Source organism: Pseudomonas azadiae (genome assembly GCF_019145355.1).
In the GTDB taxonomy this organism is placed as follows: domain Bacteria; phylum Pseudomonadota; class Gammaproteobacteria; order Pseudomonadales; family Pseudomonadaceae; genus Aquipseudomonas; species Aquipseudomonas azadiae.
The window spans coordinates 2,383,729-2,400,552 of the sequence record NZ_JAHSTY010000001.1; the positions used below are offsets into that span (position 1 = coordinate 2,383,729).

At 61.7% G+C, this 16,824-nt stretch carries 13 protein-coding genes; 4 read left to right on the forward strand and 9 right to left on the reverse strand.

Annotation, left to right across the window (positions count from 1 at the left end; genetic code table 11):
* Positions 1-119: 119 nt before the first annotated feature.
* From KVG91_RS10880 to KVG91_RS10900, 5 genes are all read right to left on the reverse strand, one after another.
* Positions 120-3,137 carry a sarcosine oxidase subunit alpha gene (locus KVG91_RS10880; RefSeq protein ID WP_169378602.1) on the reverse strand — a complete coding sequence of 1,006 codons (3,018 nt, stop codon included), beginning with the start codon at positions 3,135-3,137 and terminating at the stop codon, positions 120-122.
* Positions 3,134-3,436, reverse strand: a complete 303-nt coding sequence (locus KVG91_RS10885; protein WP_169378601.1) for a sarcosine oxidase subunit delta — start codon at positions 3,434-3,436, stop codon at positions 3,134-3,136. Before KVG91_RS10885 ends, KVG91_RS10880 begins: the two co-directional genes overlap by 4 nt.
* 15 nt (positions 3,437-3,451) lie before the next feature.
* Positions 3,452-4,702 carry a sarcosine oxidase subunit beta gene (locus KVG91_RS10890; protein ID WP_010207084.1) on the reverse strand — a complete coding sequence of 417 codons (1,251 nt, stop codon included), beginning with the start codon at positions 4,700-4,702 and terminating at the stop codon, positions 3,452-3,454.
* Between the two features lie 22 nt (positions 4,703-4,724).
* A complete protein-coding gene (gene glyA, locus KVG91_RS10895) occupies positions 4,725-5,978 on the reverse strand; it encodes a serine hydroxymethyltransferase (RefSeq protein ID WP_169377032.1) in 1,254 nt (417 codons plus the stop codon).
* Positions 5,979-6,227: 249 nt separating this feature from the next.
* Positions 6,228-6,956: a TraX family protein gene (locus KVG91_RS10900; protein ID WP_169377031.1), complete on the reverse strand. Its 729-nt coding sequence runs from the start codon at positions 6,954-6,956 to the stop codon at positions 6,228-6,230.
* Between the two features lie 90 nt (positions 6,957-7,046).
* Here KVG91_RS10900 and KVG91_RS10905 point away from each other — a divergent pair, with 90 nt between their 5' ends.
* The 3 genes from KVG91_RS10905 to KVG91_RS10915 all read left to right on the forward strand — a co-directional run bounded on the left by KVG91_RS10905 (position 7,047) and on the right by KVG91_RS10915 (position 9,134).
* The gene (locus KVG91_RS10905; RefSeq protein WP_169377030.1) at positions 7,047-8,087 is read left to right on the forward strand and encodes a threonine aldolase family protein; all 1,041 of its coding nucleotides are present in this window, start codon (positions 7,047-7,049) and stop codon (positions 8,085-8,087) included.
* 175 nt (positions 8,088-8,262) lie between these two features.
* A complete protein-coding gene (locus tag KVG91_RS10910) occupies positions 8,263-8,463 on the forward strand; it encodes a hypothetical protein (RefSeq protein ID WP_169377029.1) in 201 nt (66 codons plus the stop codon).
* A gap of 137 nt (positions 8,464-8,600) precedes the next feature.
* Positions 8,601-9,134, forward strand: coding sequence for an REP-associated tyrosine transposase (locus KVG91_RS10915; RefSeq protein ID WP_169377028.1), 534 nt, complete (start codon positions 8,601-8,603; stop codon positions 9,132-9,134).
* Positions 9,135-9,287: 153 nt separating this feature from the next.
* Here KVG91_RS10915 and gbcB read toward each other — a convergent pair whose 3' ends face one another.
* Positions 9,288-10,388 carry a glycine-betaine demethylase subunit GbcB gene (gene gbcB / locus KVG91_RS10920; protein ID WP_057723602.1) on the reverse strand — a complete coding sequence of 367 codons (1,101 nt, stop codon included), beginning with the start codon at positions 10,386-10,388 and terminating at the stop codon, positions 9,288-9,290.
* Between the two features lie 281 nt (positions 10,389-10,669).
* On the opposite strand from gbcB, the gene gbcA reads away from it, so the two are divergent.
* Complete coding sequence (gbcA, locus tag KVG91_RS10925) at positions 10,670-11,965, forward strand: glycine-betaine demethylase subunit GbcA (RefSeq protein ID WP_169377027.1); 1,296 nt, start codon at positions 10,670-10,672, stop codon at positions 11,963-11,965.
* 862 nt (positions 11,966-12,827) lie between these two features.
* Here gbcA and etfB read toward each other — a convergent pair.
* The 3 genes from etfB to dgcB are packed head-to-tail and all read right to left on the reverse strand — an operon-like array spanning position 12,828 to position 16,772.
* A complete protein-coding gene (etfB, locus tag KVG91_RS10930; RefSeq protein WP_169377026.1) occupies positions 12,828-13,598 on the reverse strand; it encodes an electron transfer flavoprotein subunit beta in 771 nt (256 codons plus the stop codon).
* A gap of 10 nt (positions 13,599-13,608) precedes the next feature.
* Complete coding sequence (gene etfA, locus KVG91_RS10935; RefSeq protein ID WP_169377025.1) at positions 13,609-14,829, reverse strand: electron transfer flavoprotein subunit alpha; 1,221 nt, start codon at positions 14,827-14,829, stop codon at positions 13,609-13,611.
* On the reverse strand, positions 14,829-16,772 hold the full coding sequence (dgcB, locus tag KVG91_RS10940) for a dimethylglycine demethylation protein DgcB (RefSeq protein WP_169377024.1): 1,944 nt from the start codon (positions 16,770-16,772) through the stop codon (positions 14,829-14,831). Before dgcB ends, etfA begins: the two co-directional genes overlap by 1 nt.
* Between the last annotated feature and the right edge of the window lie 52 nt (positions 16,773-16,824).

Here is a 16,824-nt window from a genome sequence, read left to right on the forward strand (position 1 = left end):
GCACCTGTCTGAATTCTGTGGTGACTGTTCTGGCCTCATCGGGGGCAAGCCCCCTCCCACATTTGGAATGCATTCCCCTGTGGGACCTGGCTTGCCTGCGATGCAGACGACTCGGTCTATCAGATGTTCTGCCGCTCGCCCTTCGGATCAAAGAACACGGAAGACACAATCTCCGCCTCGATCACGCTGCCATCGGCCTGCGGTGAAAACACCCGCTCACCGATGCGCTTCAAGCCGCCCTTCACCACGCCCATGGCAAACGAATAACCCAGGGAGTTGTGCGCATAGCTTGAGGTGACATGGCCGACCATCTTCATCGGAATCGTCTGCTTCGGATCGAACACCAACTGCGCGCCTTCCGGCAGCCAAACGTTAGGGTCAATCGGCTTCAAGCCCACCAGTTGCTTGCGCTCTTCACGCACGCAGTCTTCACGGTTCATCCCGCGCCAGCCGATCCACGAGAACGGCTTGGTACGGCCCACGCACCAGCCCATGTTCAGGTCGTCCGGGGTCATCGAGCCGTCGGTGTCCTGGCCGACGATGATGAAGCCCTTCTCGGCCCGCAATACGTGCATGGTTTCGGTGCCGTACGGGGTCAGGTTGTACTGTTTGCCGGTCTCGACGATCTGTTCCAGCACGCCCATGGCGTAGTCGGCCTGTACGTTGACCTCGTAGGACAGCTCACCGGTAAACGAAATACGGAACACCCGCGCCGGAACGCCGCCGACCAAGCCTTCCTTCCAGGTCATGAATGGGAAGCCGTCCTTGTCCAGGTCGATGTCGGTGACTTCCGCCAGCAGCTTGCGGCTGTTGGGGCCGGACAGGGTCATGGTCGCCCAGTGGTCGGTGACCGAGGTGAAGTACACCTTGAGGTCCGGCCATTCGGTCTGCTGATAGATTTCCAGCCACTGCAGCACGCGGGCGGCGCCGCCGGTGGTGGTGGTCATCAGGAAGTGGTTGTCGGCCAGGCACGCGGTCACGCCATCGTCGAAGACCATGCCGTCTTCCTTGCACATCAGGCCGTAGCGCGCCTTGCCCACGTCGAGCTTGGTCCAGGCGTTGGTGTAGATGCGGTTGAGGAACTCACGCGCGTCAGGGCCCTGGATGTCGATCTTGCCGAGTGTGGACGCATCCAGCAGGCCGACGCTGTCGCGCACGGCCAGGCATTCGCGTTTTACCGCAGCGTGCAGGTCTTCACCGTTGCGTGGGAAGTACCACGGGCGTTTCCACTGGCCGACGTCTTCAAACTCGGCGCCGTTCTTTACGTGCCAGGCTTGCAACGCGGTGTAGCGCACCGGTTCGAAAATGTGCCCGCAGTGACGCCCGGCAATTGCACCGAAGGTCACCGGCGTGTAGTTCGGGCGGAACATGGTGGTGCCCATCTGCGGGATGGTCACGTTCAGCGAACGGGCGGCAATCGCCAGGCCGTTGACGTTACCCAGCTTGCCCTGATCGGTACCGAAGCCCAACGCGGTGTAGCGTTTGACATGCTCGACCGACTCGAAACCTTCGCGGGTCGCCAGCTCGATGGCAGCGGCGGTGACGTCGTTCTGCAGGTCGACGAATTGCTTCGGTGCCCGAGCGGTGGGCTTGTCGTGCGGCACCTGGTAGATGCCCAGGGTCGGTTCTTCCAGACGACTCAGGGCTTTTGGCAAGGTGCCTTCCACCGGCGCAAAACCGGCTTCGCTGGCGGCGCGCACGCCGCCTTCAAAACCGTCAGCAAGGGAATCGCCAAGGCCGTAGACGCCGTTGATGCCACCGACGCACACGCGTTTTTGCGGTGCTTCGCCCGGCACAAAACCAAGGATGTCTTCGCGCCAGGTTGGCTTGCCGCCCAGGTGAGAGGCCAAGTGTACCACCGGGCTGTAGCCGCCGGAGCTGGCCACCAGGTCGCAGTCCAGCCACTCGCCGGGGCTGGTGACTTTATGCGCCTTGACGTCAATCGCGGCGATACGCGCAGCGGTCACGCGCTTGGTGCCACGGGCTTCGATCACGGCGCTGCCGGTGAGGATACGAATACCTTTGGCGCGGGCTTCTTCCACCAGCGCGCCGCGTGGGTTGTGGCGCACATCGGCCACTGCGACCACTGGCAGGCCGGCGTCGAGCCAGTCCAGCGCGACGCGGTAGGCGTGGTCATTGTTGGTCGACAACACCAGCTTCTTGCCCGGTGCCACGCCGTAGCGACGCACGTAGGTCGAGACCGCACCGGCGAGCATGTTGCCCGGCACGTCGTTGTTGCCGTACACCAGCGGGCGCTCGCACGCACCGGTGGCCAGCACCACACGCTTGGCGCGCACACGGTGGATACGCTGGCGCACCACGCCGATCGGCGCACGGTCACCCAAGTGATCGGTGAGGCGCTCGTGAATGGTCAGGAAGTTATGGTCGTGGTAGCCGTTGACGGTCGCGCGGGGCAGCAGCACCACGTCGGGCAGGGCTTTCAACTCCGCAATCACGCTGGCGACCCATTCAGCCGCCGGTTTGCCGTCGAGGCTTTCGCGCGAATCAAGCAAGGAGCCGCCGAACTCTTCCTGCTCATCGGCGATGATCACGCGGGCACCGCTGCGCGCGGCCGCCAGTGCCGCGGCCAGGCCGGCGGGGCCTGCGCCGACCACCAGCACGTCGCAGTGACGGTTGAAGTTGTCGTAGGTGTCCGGGTCGTTCTCGGTCGGCGAGCGGCCAAGCCCGGCAGCCTTGCGGATGTACTTCTCGTAGGTCATCCAGAACGACTGCGGGTACATGAAGGTTTTGTAATAGAAACCCGGCGGCATCAGCTTGCCGCCGACCTTGCCGAGAATGCCCATCATGTCGTTGTTCACGCTCGGCCAGCCGTTGGTGCTGGTGGCGACCAAACCTTGATACAGCGCCTGCTGCGTGGCGCGCACGTTAGGGATTTGCGTGGCTTCGGTTGCGCCAATCTGCAGCACAGCGTTCGGCTCTTCAGCGCCCGCCGCATAGATGCCGCGAGGGCGCGAGTATTTGAAACTGCGGCCAATGATGTCAACGCCGTTGGCCAGCAGGGCAGCGGCCAGGGTGTCGCCTTCAAAGCCTTTGTAGCTCTGGCCGTTGAAGGTAAACGTCAGGACTTTATTACGGTCGATGCGGCCACCGTTGGACAGGCGATTGGTCTGGCTCATACCTTCTCTCCAGAAGCCTTGGCGGTGAATTGCGGCTTCTCGCCGATCTTGTAGGTTTCAAGCATTTCGTAGGTCAGGGTGTCGCGAGTGGCGTTGAAGTACTGACGGCAACCGGCGGCGTGAATCCACAGTTCGTGATGCAGGCCACGGGGGTTGTCGCGAAAGAACATGTAGTCGCCCCACTCCGCGTCGGTGCAAGCATTCGGGTCCAGCGGGCGCGGGATGTGCGCTTGGCCGGACGCGTGAAATTCCTCTTCGGAGCGCAGTTCGCCACAGTGAGGACAGAAGATATGCAACATGAGGTATTTCTCCTGTTAGTGGGCGACGGCCGCGGCGCCGTGTTCGTCGATCAACGCACCGTTGTGGAAACGGTCGATGGAGAAAGGTGCCGCCAGCGGGTGCATTTCACCCTTGGCCAGGCTGGCGGCAAACACGTTGCCCGAGCCTGGGGTGGCCTTGAACCCACCGGTGCCCCACCCGCAGTTGAAGAACATGTTCGGTACCGGGGTCTTGGAAATGATCGGGCAGGCATCCGGCGTGGTGTCGACGATGCCGCCCCACTGGCGGTTCATGCGCACGCGGGACAACACCGGGAACATCTCGACGATGGCCTGGATGGTGTGTTCGATCACCGGGTACGAACCGCGCTGGCCGTAGCCGTTGTAGCCGTCGATACCGGCGCCGATCACCAGGTCGCCCTTGTCGGACTGGCTGATGTAGCCGTGCACGGCGTTGGACATGATCACGCTGTCGATAATCGGCTTGATCGGCTCCGATACCAGCGCTTGCAGCGGGTGGGATTCGATCGGCAGGCGAAAGCCTGCCAGTGAGGCCATGTGGCCGGAGTTACCGGCGGTCACCACACCGACGCGCTTGGCGCCGATAAAGCCCTTGTTGGTTTCCACGCCGATGCACACGCCGTTTTCCTTGCGAAAGCCGATCACTTCGGTCTGCTGGATCAAGTCCACGCCGAGCGCGTCAGCGGCGCGGGCAAAGCCCCAGGCCACCGCATCGTGACGGGCCACGCCGCCGCGCCGTTGCACGGTGGCGCCGAGCACCGGGTAGCGGGTGTTTTTCGAGCAGTCGAGGTAGGGGATCTCGTCGGCTACCTGCTTGGCGTTGAGCAGCTCGCCGTCCACGCCGTTGAGGCGGTTGGCGCTGACGCGGCGCTCGGAGTCACGGATGTCCTGCAGGGTGTGGCACAGGTTGTACACGCCGCGCTGGGAAAACATCACGTTGTAGTTCAGGTCCTGGGACAAGCCTTCCCAGAGTTTCATCGCGTGTTCGTACAGGTGCGCCGACTCGTCCCACAGGTAGTTGGAACGCACGATGGTGGTGTTGCGCGCGGTGTTACCGCCGCCCAACCAGCCCTTTTCGACCACGGCCACGTTGGTGATGCCGTGCTCCTTGGCCAGGTAGTAAGCGGTCGCCAGACCATGCCCGCCGCCGCCGACGATGACCACGTCGTAGACTTTTTTAGGGGTAGGCGTGCGCCACATCTTCTGCCAGTTTTCGTGGTGGCTGAGTGAGTGCTTGAAGAGGCCGAAGCCTGAGTAGCGTTGCATAGTCATTACTCCAAAACCGCGCTCAGCGATAAACCGGGAAATCAGCGCACAGGGCAGACACGTGCTTGGCCACGTTGGCCTCGACGTCGGCGTCGCCGAGGTTGTCGAGGATGTCGCAGATCCAGCCGGCCAGTTCGATGCACTGCGGCACTTTGAAACCACGCGTGGTCACCGCCGGGGTGCCGATGCGCAGCCCCGAGGTCACGAACGGCGACTGCGGGTCATTCGGCACGGCGTTCTTGTTGACGGTGATGTGGGCACGGCCCAGGGCGGCGTCCGCGTCCTTGCCGGTGAGGCCCTGACGGATCAGGCTGACCAGGAACAGGTGGTTATCGGTGCCGCCGGACACTACATCGTAGCCGCGTTTGATAAACACCTCGGCCATGGCCTGGGCGTTGTCGATCACTTGCTGCTGGTAGACCTTGAAGCCAGGTTCCTGGGCTTCCTTGAAGCACACGGCCTTGCCGGCGATGACGTGCATCAGTGGGCCGCCCTGGGCGCCGGGGAATACGGCGGCGTTGAGTTTCTTCTCGATGGCTTCGTTGGACCTGGCCAGGATCAGGCCGCCACGCGGACCGCGCAGGGTCTTGTGGGTGGTGGTGGTGACCACGTCGGCGTACGGCAGCGGGTTCGGGTACAGGCCGGCGGCGACCAGGCCGGCGACATGGGCCATGTCGACGAACAACAGCGCACCGACCTTATCGGCGATCGCGCGAAAACGCGGGAAATCCAGGGTCTTGGAGTACGCGGAGAAGCCGGCAACGACCATCTTCGGCTGGTGCTCCACGGCCAGGCGCTCGACTTCGTCATAGTCGATCAGGCCGGTGTCGGTGTTGATGCCGTACTGCACGGCGTTGTACAGCTTGCCCGAGGACGACACTTTGGCGCCGTGGGTCAGGTGGCCACCGTGGGCCAGGCTCATGCCCAGGATGGTATCGCCGGCATTGATCAGCGCCAGGTACACCGCGCTGTTGGCGGACGAACCGGAGTGCGGCTGCACGTTGGCGTAATCGGCGCCGAACAGTTGCTTGGCACGCTCGATGGCCAGGGCCTCGACCTTGTCCACGTGCTCGCAGCCACCGTAGTAGCGCTTGCCCGGGTAGCCTTCGGCGTATTTGTTGGTGAGGCCGCTGCCTTGCGCTTGCATCACGCGCTTGCTGGTGTAGTTCTCCGACGCGATCAGCTCGATATGATCTTCCTGACGCTGCTCCTCGGCATTCATCGCCGCCAGCAGTGCGTCGTCATATCCCTGGATCTGATCTTGTTTGCTGAACATCGCGTCTCTCCCAGCCTTTCGTATTGTTGAGGCCCTCGCAGGGCCCTTTGATGCGATGGTAGGGCTGGCGCAGGCAGGCCAAATGCCTGCGCACGCCACGCAAAGGTGCGTTTACGACATTAGCTGAGCGACACCGAACAAATGTGGGAACAGGCTTGTGTGGGAGCTGGCTTGCCTGCGATGGCATCACCGCTTTCCTGCTGACACACCGAGGTGCCAGCATCGCAGGCAAGCCAGCTCCCACAGGGGTTAGGTAGTGATCTGGCGGATCAGTAGCAGCAGCAGGAAATGCGCGGGATAAAGGGCATAGGCCCAGCGCCGCATAGCCGGTGGCGAAACACTTTTGCCACGTCGCAACAAGACCAATCCTGCCAATGGCGCAATCAGGCATGTCGCCAAGCCAAGCATCGCAACCAGGCTGCCGCTACTGAGTAACACCTGCCATTGGTTGGCCGCGACGCACACCAAACCGGGCAATAAGCTGAAATACCAAGGGCGACGGAACACCAGCATCATCGCCAATGGCAGCAATACACCAAAAAAACCGAACATGAGGTGGGTTGAAAACACCGCCGCCAACGCAAGGGCAATCAGCGCCAATCCTCGATCAACCACCGCCTTTTGCTGCCATCCCCGTGCAACCAGCAAGCCCAGCGCCAAGGTTGGCAGCACGTTCAACGTATCGGCATCCTCGATAAACAGCCGATACGGCACTTCGCTGATCACACTGAACAGCAACAGCCAGCCCAGATACCGCCACTGGCCGGTGACGGCTGTGTTTTTGACTCGATGCAGGTTCGCCGCGATCGCCAGGCAAAACCACGGAAACGCCAGGCGTCCGGGTACGTACAGGCCATCCAGACTCAACCCCACATAGCGCAAGTGATCCAGCACCATGCTCAACAGCGCCAACCACTTGAGCAAATCCAAAGCGCCATCACGGACGCGTCCGACAGGCATTGTTTCAGTACCGTGCATAATTCCCCAATGACTTTGCATTTACAGTGCGTGCGCACCCGCGACAATCTTGGTTACAGTGCGCACCAACATCGACCACAGGAATGGGCCATGACCGACAAGAGCCAACAATTCGCCAGTGACAATTATTCCGGCATTTGCCCGGAAGCCTGGGCCGCCATGGAACAAGCCAACCAGGGCCATCAGCGCGCCTATGGCGATGATGAATGGACCCACCGCGCGGCCGACGGTTTCCGCAACCTGTTCGAAACCGACTGCGAAGTGTTCTTTGCCTTCAATGGCACCGCCGCCAACTCCCTCGCCCTGTCATCCTTGTGCCAGAGCTACCATAGCGTGATTTGCTCGGAAACCGCCCACGTCGAGACCGACGAATGCGGCGCGCCGGAATTTTTCTCCAACGGCTCCAAGCTGCTCACCGCCCGCACCGAAAACGGCAAGCTGACCCCGGAGTCGATCCGCGAGATCGCCCTCAAGCGCCAGGACATCCACTACCCCAAGCCGCGGGTGGTCACCCTCACCCAGGCCACTGAAGTCGGCAGCGTGTACACCCCGGAAGAAATCCGTGCCATCAGCGCCACTTGCAAAGAGCTGGGCCTGAACCTGCACATGGATGGTGCGCGCTTCTCCAACGCCTGTGCGTTCCTCGGTTGCTCGCCGGCGGACCTGACCTGGAAGGCCGGCGTGGATGTGCTGTGCTTTGGTGGCACCAAGAACGGCATGGCGGTGGGCGAAGCAATCCTGTTCTTCAACCACACGCTGGCCGAAGACTTCGATTACCGCTGCAAGCAAGCCGGCCAACTGGCCTCGAAAATGCGCTTCCTCTCCGCCCCCTGGGTTGGCCTGCTGGAAAACGACGCCTGGCTCAAACACGCGCGCCACGCCAACCAGTGCGCACAGCTGCTGAGCAGCCTGGTGGCGGATATCCAAGGCGTTGAGCTGATGTTCCCCGTGCAAGCCAACGGCGTGTTCCTGCAACTCTCGGAACCGGCCATCGCGGCGCTGACCGCCAAGGGCTGGCGTTTCTACACCTTCATCGGCAAAGGCGGCGCGCGCTTCATGTGTGCGTGGGATACCGAGGAAGAGCGTGTAAGAGAGTTGGCGGCGGACATTCGGAAAGTGATGGAAGCCTGATACGACGGGCCTTTGGGCGCGTTCGCAGAGACTGTTTGTACGTATTTCTGACGGTATCTATCTACCCCCTGCGTTGGATAGGATCTCCACACCCCGAACAGACGGACGCGTTTTTCGGGGCTGACTGCCTACCGAATGTTCGGTTGGAAATGGAAATCCCGCAGAGGGCTACATCATGGAAAATCAATGCTATACCACCAGCTCGCAACACGAAGTGGACATCAACGCCACACTCGTCAGCCTGGACGACCTGAGGAAACTGGCAAAGGTCGGTGACACCATCATCGAGCCATCCAGAACCTTCACCGTTACCGGAAAGGCGTTCGAGATGACCGCATCCGGTGAACGCTACGTCATCAACCTCAACGTTCGTTGATCAACAAGGCCCGCATCGCAGACTCATGACCTGCGATGCGGGCCTTGATCGTTTGATCGTTCCCACGCTCTGCGTGGGAATGCATCCCCGGACGCTCCGCGTCCAGCCCTCCCCCCAGAAGATTCAAGGATGAATGCATGGGCAGAAGTCGCTACACCATCACTGAACCCGAAAAACCGCACTTCCTGACATGCACCGTTATGGAATGGCTGCCTTTGTTTACCCGCGACTACCTCGTCGGCCATTTGCTGGATTGCTGGCGCTATCAGCAAAGCCATAAAGACTTAAACCTTTATGGCTACATCATCCTTGAAAACCACTTGCATTTCGTCGCTCAGGCTCCCGACCTGGCCAAGTGCGTCAGCCAATTCAAATCCTTCACCGCCCGCAGCATCATTGATGACCTGCAGAGCAAAGGCGCCGAGCGGGTATTACAACGCCTGCGTTTCAGCAAGCGCGCACACAAGACAGATCGGGTTTATCAACTGTGGCAGGAAGGCTCACATGCCGAGTTGGTGTACAGCGAGAGCGTGATGCGCCAGAAGCTTGATTACATTCACCACAACCCGGTGAAACGGGGTTACGTGGATCTGGCGGAACACTGGCGGTACTCAAGTGCTCGCAACTATGCCGGTATGGAGGGTTTGATCGAGATACAGCGCTGGTCCTGACGATCGTAAAGATCGTTCCCACGCTCTGCGTGGGCATGCAGCCCGTGACGCTCCGCGTCACAACGTTCGCCAGCCTTAAGTCGTGCGCGACAGCGGGACGCGGAGCGTCCCAGGAAGCATTCCCACGCGGAGCGTGGGAACGATCAGTGAGGATTAGAATTCGATGCGCACATCACCCTTCGGCACGCTGCAGCACGACAGGATGTAGCCTTCGGCTTCATCTTCCTCGGTGATCCCGCCGTTGTGCTCCATTTCGACCTCGCCGCCCAGCTTCATCACCTTGCAGGTGCCGCAGATGCCCATGCCGCAGGCCTTGGGAATCAGCAAGCCAAGCTTGGCCGCCGCCGCATGCACGGTTTCTCCCGGGGCCACGCGGATACTTTTGCCCGAGGCGATGAATTCCACCTGGTGCAGGTCCGCCAGGTCGACTTCCGGCGCATCCGCCGCTTGTTCGGCCTGCTCCACCGCGTCGGCGCGTGCTTCCGGTGGTGTCGCACCGAAGGATTCTTCGTGATAGCGCGCCATATCGAAGCCAGCAGCTTCCAGCAGGCGCTTCACTGCGCTCATGTACGGCGTCGGCCCGCAGCAGAACACTTCGCGCTCAAGAAAGTCCGGCACCATCAACTCGAGCATCTTGTGGTTCAGGTAACCGCGATAACCCGCCCAAGGTTCGCCCAGGCCGTGTTTCTCGCAGATCAGGTGCAGGCTGAAGTTGTCGATACGCGACGCCATGTGCTCCAGCTCGCGGTGGTAGATGATGTCTTTGGGTGAACGGGCACTGTGAACGAACGTCATGTCGACATTGGCGTTGGTGTCGTAGAACCAGCGCGCCATGGACATCACCGGCGTGATGCCGACGCCACCGCTCAGATACAGCACTTTAGGGCTTGGGAAGTCGATCGCATTGAACAGCCCGACCGGCCCGTGCACCGCCAGCTCCTGGCCTTCGTGCAGGGTGTCGTGCAGCCAGTTGGAAACGCGGCCGCCCGGTACGCGCTTGATGGTCACCGAGAAGCTGTAGGGCACCGACGGCGAGCTGGAAATGGTGTAGGAACGCATGATCGGCTGGCCTTCGATCTCCAGCTCCAGGGTGACGAACTGCCCCGGTTTGAAGAAGAACAGGATCGGCTGGTCGGCCATGAAACAGAAGGTGCGCACGTCCCAGGTTTCCTGGATGACTTTGACGCAACGGACGATGTGCCGGCCATTGGCCCAGGTCTGGGTGGTTACCGGATTCAGGAAACTATTGGACATGTTGTTCTCCACCGCCGACGTCGGCCTTATGGTGGCGATTCTGCGTAACGCGAGAACCGCCCACTTACCTATCTGCGACATTCACATACTTACCGCGACCAGCCCCCAATAACAGGGGCTTGCGCGTCGGGATCAGATTGGGCCATGTCGCCCATGGATAAGGTTCCACGCAACGCCGGGCCCACACTCGCTCCCAACAACGACGCTTTCTTTACGCCTTGCTGCAAACCTGATCAGCCACTATTCGCCGGCCACACAGAATGGCCATGAGGACACACACGATGGACGTCACCGCAACCTTAAGCTTGGGCGATCCGCTGGAACCCGCACGCAAGGCCACCGCGCAGATGCTGCACGAGCGCGAGCGCACTTTTTCGCTGCCACAGCCGTTCTACTCTGATGAGCGGCTGTTTGATATCGACATGCAGGAGATCTTCCAGAAAGAGTGGCTGATCGCCGGCATGACCTGCGAGATCCCCACCAAGGGCAATTACCTGACCCTGCAAGTGGGCAAGAACCCGATCATCGTGATCCGTGGCGCCGAAGGCGTGGTGCATGCCTTCCATAACGTGTGCCGCCACCGTGGCTCGCGCTTGTGCACCAGCGACAAGGGCAAGGTTGCCAAGCTTGTTTGCCACTATCACCAGTGGACCTACGAGCTGGACGGTCGCCTGCTGTTCGCCGGCACCGAGATGGGCGCCGACTTCGACATGAAGCAGTACGGCCTCAAGCCGGTGAACGTGAAGACCGCCGGCGGCTACATCTTCATCAGCCTGGCCGAGAACCCGCCGGCCATCGATGACTTCCTGTCGACGCTCAACCACTACATGGAACCCTACGACATGGAAAACACCAAGGTGGCGATCCAGACCACCTTGTTCGAAAAAGCCAACTGGAAGCTGGTGCTGGAAAACAACCGCGAGTGCTACCACTGCAACGCCTCGCACCCGGAACTGCTCAAAACCCTGCTGGAATGGGACGACGTCACCGACCCGCGCGCGGACCAGGGGTTCAAGGACCACGTTGCCGCCTCGGCCGCCGCCTGGGATGCCGAGAAGATCCCTTACGCCCACGCCAGCTTCGGCCTGCGTAACCGCATCGTGCGCATGCCGCTGCTCAAGGGCACCGTGTCGATGACGCTGGACGGCAAGCAGGGCTGCGCCAAACTCATGGGCCGCATCCAGAACCCGGACCTGGGCTCGATGCGCATCCTGCACCTGCCCCATTCGTGGAACCACTGCATGGGCGATCACATCATCGTGTTCACCGTGTGGCCGCTCAGCGCCCAGGAAACCATGGTCACCACCAAGTGGATCGTGCACAAGGACGCCGTGGAAGGCGTGGACTACGACGTGGAGCGCATGCGCCAAGTGTGGGACGCCACCAACGACCAGGACCGTCGCCTGGCTGAAGAGAACCAGCGCGGCATCAACTCCACCGCTTACCAGCCGGGGCCGTACTCCAAGACCTATGAGTTTGGTGTGGTCAATTTTGTAGATTGGTACAGCGAGCGCATGCTCAACAACCTCGGCGCGGCGCCGGCGCCCTACCTCAAGGGCGTGGCTGCACACGAATAACCTGGCACCCCACAGATCAACAATGTGGGAGCGGGCTTGCTCGCGAATGCGCAGTGACAGTCACAAGATATATTGACTGATCCACCGTATTCGCGAGCAAGCCCGCTCCCACACTTGAATCTCACACTGCTTAATATTTGATCAAACCTTTCGCAAGCCTCTGCCAGCCTGCCCTCCAGCCTTCACCCAACAACTTATCCACAGAGCCACCCACAGCAATTGTGGGCAAGTGCGCTACGCCTCTCACATTAAATCAAGAAAATCCGTGACTTATTCAAGCCAGCGTTTTTGGCTCCCACCTGGTCACTTATTAACCAATCGCATGAAAGCCACGTTATACGTGGCCTGTAGCAGTACGCGAACACCTTATCCACAGAACCGCCAACAGACTTTGGGGGCAACTTGAGGACGGCTGTGGAAAACCACCTGAAACCTTCATAAACCGGGGTTTTGAGTGTCTTTCGCGCAGCCAAAAGCGTGAATTGATCAAATTTTGATCGCATTCATGAAAGCCTTGATTTACAAGGGCTGCAGCCGATAGCGAACACCTTATCCACAGAAGCGCCAACAGAGTATGGGGGCAAGTCTGCCTGGAAAAATGTATAGGAGCAGAGAAAACCCCAAGGAAAACCGCCAGTTAGGTTGGTTGTTTTTCGTACAGAGGGCTGCAGGGCTTGAAATTCAGGGGCTGTGGACAACCGCGAACAGGTTATCCACAGACGGGTCAACAGGGATTGTGGGTAAGCTTACAAACGCCGCAAAAACTAATGTGGGAGCGGGCTTGCCTGCGATAGCAGTGGATCAGTCAGCTCATGTGGGACTGACACACTGCCATCGCAGGCAAGCCAGCTCCCACAGAGGATTAGCGTACGACACCCTCTTCTACCAACAACTTGAGGATGGCCTCGGCGCCCGCCTCTGGACTGACACCCTTGAGCACCTGCCCGCCACCGCCACTGGCCTTGGCCGTAGCGGCCTTCATGCGATCCGCCCCACTCTTGGCCTTGATTACCTTGAGGCGCTTGGGCCGTGGCTTGGCCGGTTGCAACACAGCGCCTGTGAATAACTCGTCCTGTTCGACCTCGACTTCATGGGCCGCCAGTTCACCGCGCTGCGCCGGGCCGTAGGCGCTTTGCCGTGGTTTGGGCGCGGCGTTATCCACCGTCGCCAGGAACGGCAAGCGCACCTTCAAGCGTCGCCGTTGACCGCGAGGCAACGCTTGCAGCACAAGGGCCACGCCGGCGTCGATGGACTCCACCTGCGCCAGCCCGACAATCAGCGGCCAGCCCAATTGCTCGGCCAGCAGAAACGGCAGCATGCCCGAACCTTCACCGGTTTCGGCCTGACTGCCGGCAAGCACCACCTGGGCGCCGGCGTCGCGCAGGTACTCGCTGAGTACCGGCAATGCATCGCTGCCCGCCGGTTGTTCCAGCACATGCAGGTGTGGCAAGCCCATGCCCAGGTAGCTGCGCAAGGTCGGCTCGGCGATGTTGCCGGCGTGCAGCACCTGCAACTTATCCCCAGCCAATTGCAGGCCCAGCTCCACGGCGCGTGCATCCTGTTCCGCACGGCGCGGGCGCCCCGAAGTGGGGTGGGCACCGATGGACACCAGGCTGATTACATTTGTCGTCATGACCAACTCCTTAAGCCGCATCGCGCTTGGCGCCGTTGCGGTAGGCCTGGACCGCATCGATCAAGGCTTGCAGTATCGCGGCGCTTTCGCCGATCACCGACAGGTCGGCACGCTTGATCATGTCGCAGCCAGGGTCCAGGTTGATCGCCACCACCTTGTCGCAGGCACCGATGCCCTGCAGGTGCTGGATCGCCCCGGAAATACCCACCGCCACGTAGACCCGCGCCGTCACCCAGGTGCCGCTGGCGCCGACCTGGCGATCACGCGCCATGAAGCCATCGTCCACCGCCACCCGCGAGGCGCCTTCTGTGGCGCCCAAGGCGGCGGCGGCCTGGTGGAAAAGCGCCCAGTCCTTCACGCCGTTGCCGCCGGAAAAAATGAATTCGGCCTCGGCCATGGGAATCGCCGCCGGGTCCACGGCCACCGCGCCGAAGTCTTCGATGCGCGGCAGGCTGCGCGCCAAGGTTGTGGATAACTCCACCGGCAACGCCTCGTGACAGGTCTCACTGACCGGGTCGGCGCACTCGGCGGCGGCCAGGATCAAGCGCGCCAGTGGGCGAGCCAAATCCTCCTGGCCGGCACCGGCACGGCCGATGCACTCATCACCTTTGATCTGCCACACCCGTGTGGCCGGGCGTTCCTTGAGGCTGGCGGCAAAGCGCCGGCCCAGTTCGCCACCACCGCTGCGGCTGTCCGGCAGCAACCAATGGCGCGGGTTGAACTGGTTATCCACAGCGCGCAAACCCTGCACGCGCTGCTCAGGTGAATAACCCTCGAATTCACGGCCTTCCAGCACCAGCAGGCGATCCGCACCGGCGGTGGCAAAGGCCGTTTCCTTGTGGTCACCAAACACCACGGCCAGCACCGCGCCGTCGTTGCCGGCCAGTTGCCGGGCCAGGCCGAGTAAATCGCGGTCGTGGCTGCTCAAGCGACCGCCGACCATGTCCGGTACCACGTTGATGTAGAACGCCGGGACCGGGACCTGATGCAGCGGCAATTGCGCTTCCACGGCCGCCGTGCGTTTGGCCGCGCCGCCCTGCTGGGCGCCGCTGCGGTCGATACGCTTGATGCCGTTGGGGCCGATAAAACCGACGCCATGCACGTTCTTGCGGATCACGCCGTTAGGCCCCATCCAGCTGTGTGGCACCGGCTGCATCGCCGCATGCAGCGGGTGCAGACGGTTGCGGGCGATCCATTCGGCACGGGGGTCGCGGCGGATAATATCGCTCATCAGTGCACCTCCGCAGGTTCACGCATATTAGGGGCTTTGGCAGGCGCGGCGTCTTCAAGCAAGGCGTCAGCCACCAGTTCGGCAATGTCCTTGATCAACGGGCGCGGCTCGACCACGCCTTCAAGCATCGCGGTGCACTGCGGGCAACCCACGGCCACCAGCTCGGCGCCGGTTTCGCGGATGTCGTCCATGCGCATGTCCGGGATCCGTTGCTTTCCGGGAATGTCAGTGATCGGTGCCCCGCCGCCGCCGCCGCAGCAGCGTGAACGCAAGCCCGAGCGTTGCATCTCCTTGACCTCGATGCCCAACGCCCGCAGCACTTGGCGCGGCGCCTCGTATTCACCGTTGTAGCGGCCCAGGTAGCAGGGGTCGTGATAGGTCACGCTGCTGCCTCTGTGCTGGCCCAGGTTCAGCGCGCCGTCGCCGATCAGCTCGGCCATGAAGGTGCTGTGGTGCTGCACGAAGTAATTGCCGTTGAAGGCGCCGTACTCGTTTTTCAGCACATGAAAGCTGTGCGGGTCGCAGGTGACGATGCGCTTGAAACTGTATTTGCCCAGGGTCTGGATATTGCGCGAGGCGAGCAGTTGGAACGTCGCTTCATCGCCCAGACGCCGGGCCACGTCGCCGCTGTCGCGCTCTTCAAGACCCAGCACCGCAAAGTCCACACCGCCCGCTTTGAGCACTTTGACGAACGCGCGCAGGGTGCGCTGGTTACGCATGTCGAAGGCACCGTCGCCGACCCAGAACAGCACCTCGCAACTGCCCTTGTCACTGAGCAACGGCAGGTTCAAATCCGTGGCCCAGTTCAGGCGGCCGCCCGGAGCAAAGCCGCCGGGGTTGTCGGTGGCGATCAGGTTTTCGAGGACTTCGGCGCCCTTGTTTGGGGTAGCGCCTTTTTCCAGGGTGAGGTGGCGGCGCATGTCGACGATGGCATCGACGTGCTCGATCATCATCGGGCACTCTTCCACGCAGGCGCGGCAGGTGGTGCACGACCACAGGGTCTCGGCGTCCACCAGGCCGTTGACGATCGGCTGGTGCGGGTTGCCGCCGTGTTCGCCAATGGCTTTTCCTGGATAGGGGCTGCCGGCGAACTTGGCGTCGGTGCCGCCGGCCAGGCCGACCACCATGTCCTGGATCAGCTTTTTCGGGTTCAGCGGCTGGCCGGCGGCGAACGCCGGGCAGGCGGCTTCGCATTTGCCGCACTGCACGCAGGCGTCGAAGCCGAGCAGTTGGTTCCAGGTGAAATCCTTGGGTTTTTCCACACCCAATGGTGCGGTCTTGTCGCTGAGGTCCAGCGGCTTCAAGCCGGTTGAACGGCCGCCACCAAAACGTTCGGCGCGGCGGTGCCAGGCCAAGTGAAGTGCACCGGCGAAGGCGTGCTTCATCGGGCCACCCCAGGTCATGCCCAAGAACATCTCGGACACGCCCCACAACACGCCCACGCTTAGCAGCGCAGCCAGCAACCAGCCACCGAAGTCCGCCGGCAGCATCCCGGCCACCGGCAAGGTCACGAGGAAGAAGCTTACCGAGAATGCCATCAGGCTTTTCGGCAAGCGCATCCACGGGCCTTTCGACAGACGAGACGGTGGATTGCGACGGCGCAGATACATGAACGTGGCGCCGATAAACATCAACACCGAGGCCAACAGCAGGGCGTAGCCCAGGATGCGGCTCTGCAGGCCGAAACCGTGCACCAGGATCGCCAGCAGCGCCGACAGCACAAAGCCCAGCGCCGTGGCGACGTGGGTGTTGGCGATATATCTGTCGCGGGCAACCACATGGTGCAGGTCGACCATGTAGCGCTTGGGCATGGCCAGCAGGCCGCCGAGCAGGTCGACTTTCGACGCGCGGCCACGGCGCCACATGTTCGCCCGGCGCAGGGCGCCGAGGACGGCAAGGCCCAGGGCGGCGAACAGCAGGATGGGAAGAAGGGTGTTCAGCATGGTGAAGCTCCCAAAGACCACAGAGGTCTACTGTGAAACTGGCCCTGAATGT

What these genes read in the sequence shown, in the direction of transcription:
- KVG91_RS10900 (WP_169377031.1), bottom strand. Translation starts at nt 6,956, where the DNA reads ATGCACGGTACTGAAACAATGCCTGTCGGACGCGTCCGTGATGGCGCT.
- glyA (WP_169377032.1), bottom strand. Translation starts at nt 5,978, where the DNA reads ATGTTCAGCAAACAAGATCAGATCCAGGGATATGACGACGCACTGCTG.
- dgcB (WP_169377024.1), bottom strand. Translation starts at nt 16,772, where the DNA reads ATGCTGAACACCCTTCTTCCCATCCTGCTGTTCGCCGCCCTGGGCCTT.
- etfB (WP_169377026.1), bottom strand. Translation starts at nt 13,598, where the DNA reads ATGACGACAAATGTAATCAGCCTGGTGTCCATCGGTGCCCACCCCACT.
- KVG91_RS10910 (WP_169377029.1), top strand. Translation starts at nt 8,263, where the DNA reads ATGGAAAATCAATGCTATACCACCAGCTCGCAACACGAAGTGGACATC.
- KVG91_RS10885 (WP_169378601.1), bottom strand. Translation starts at nt 3,436, where the DNA reads ATGTTGCATATCTTCTGTCCTCACTGTGGCGAACTGCGCTCCGAAGAG.
- gbcA (WP_169377027.1), top strand. Translation starts at nt 10,670, where the DNA reads ATGGACGTCACCGCAACCTTAAGCTTGGGCGATCCGCTGGAACCCGCA.
- KVG91_RS10905 (WP_169377030.1), top strand. Translation starts at nt 7,047, where the DNA reads ATGACCGACAAGAGCCAACAATTCGCCAGTGACAATTATTCCGGCATT.
- etfA (WP_169377025.1), bottom strand. Translation starts at nt 14,829, where the DNA reads ATGAGCGATATTATCCGCCGCGACCCCCGTGCCGAATGGATCGCCCGC.
- KVG91_RS10915 (WP_169377028.1), top strand. Translation starts at nt 8,601, where the DNA reads ATGGGCAGAAGTCGCTACACCATCACTGAACCCGAAAAACCGCACTTC.
- gbcB (WP_057723602.1), bottom strand. Translation starts at nt 10,388, where the DNA reads ATGTCCAATAGTTTCCTGAATCCGGTAACCACCCAGACCTGGGCCAAT.
- KVG91_RS10890 (WP_010207084.1), bottom strand. Translation starts at nt 4,702, where the DNA reads ATGCAACGCTACTCAGGCTTCGGCCTCTTCAAGCACTCACTCAGCCAC.
- KVG91_RS10880 (WP_169378602.1), bottom strand. Translation starts at nt 3,137, where the DNA reads ATGAGCCAGACCAATCGCCTGTCCAACGGTGGCCGCATCGACCGTAAT.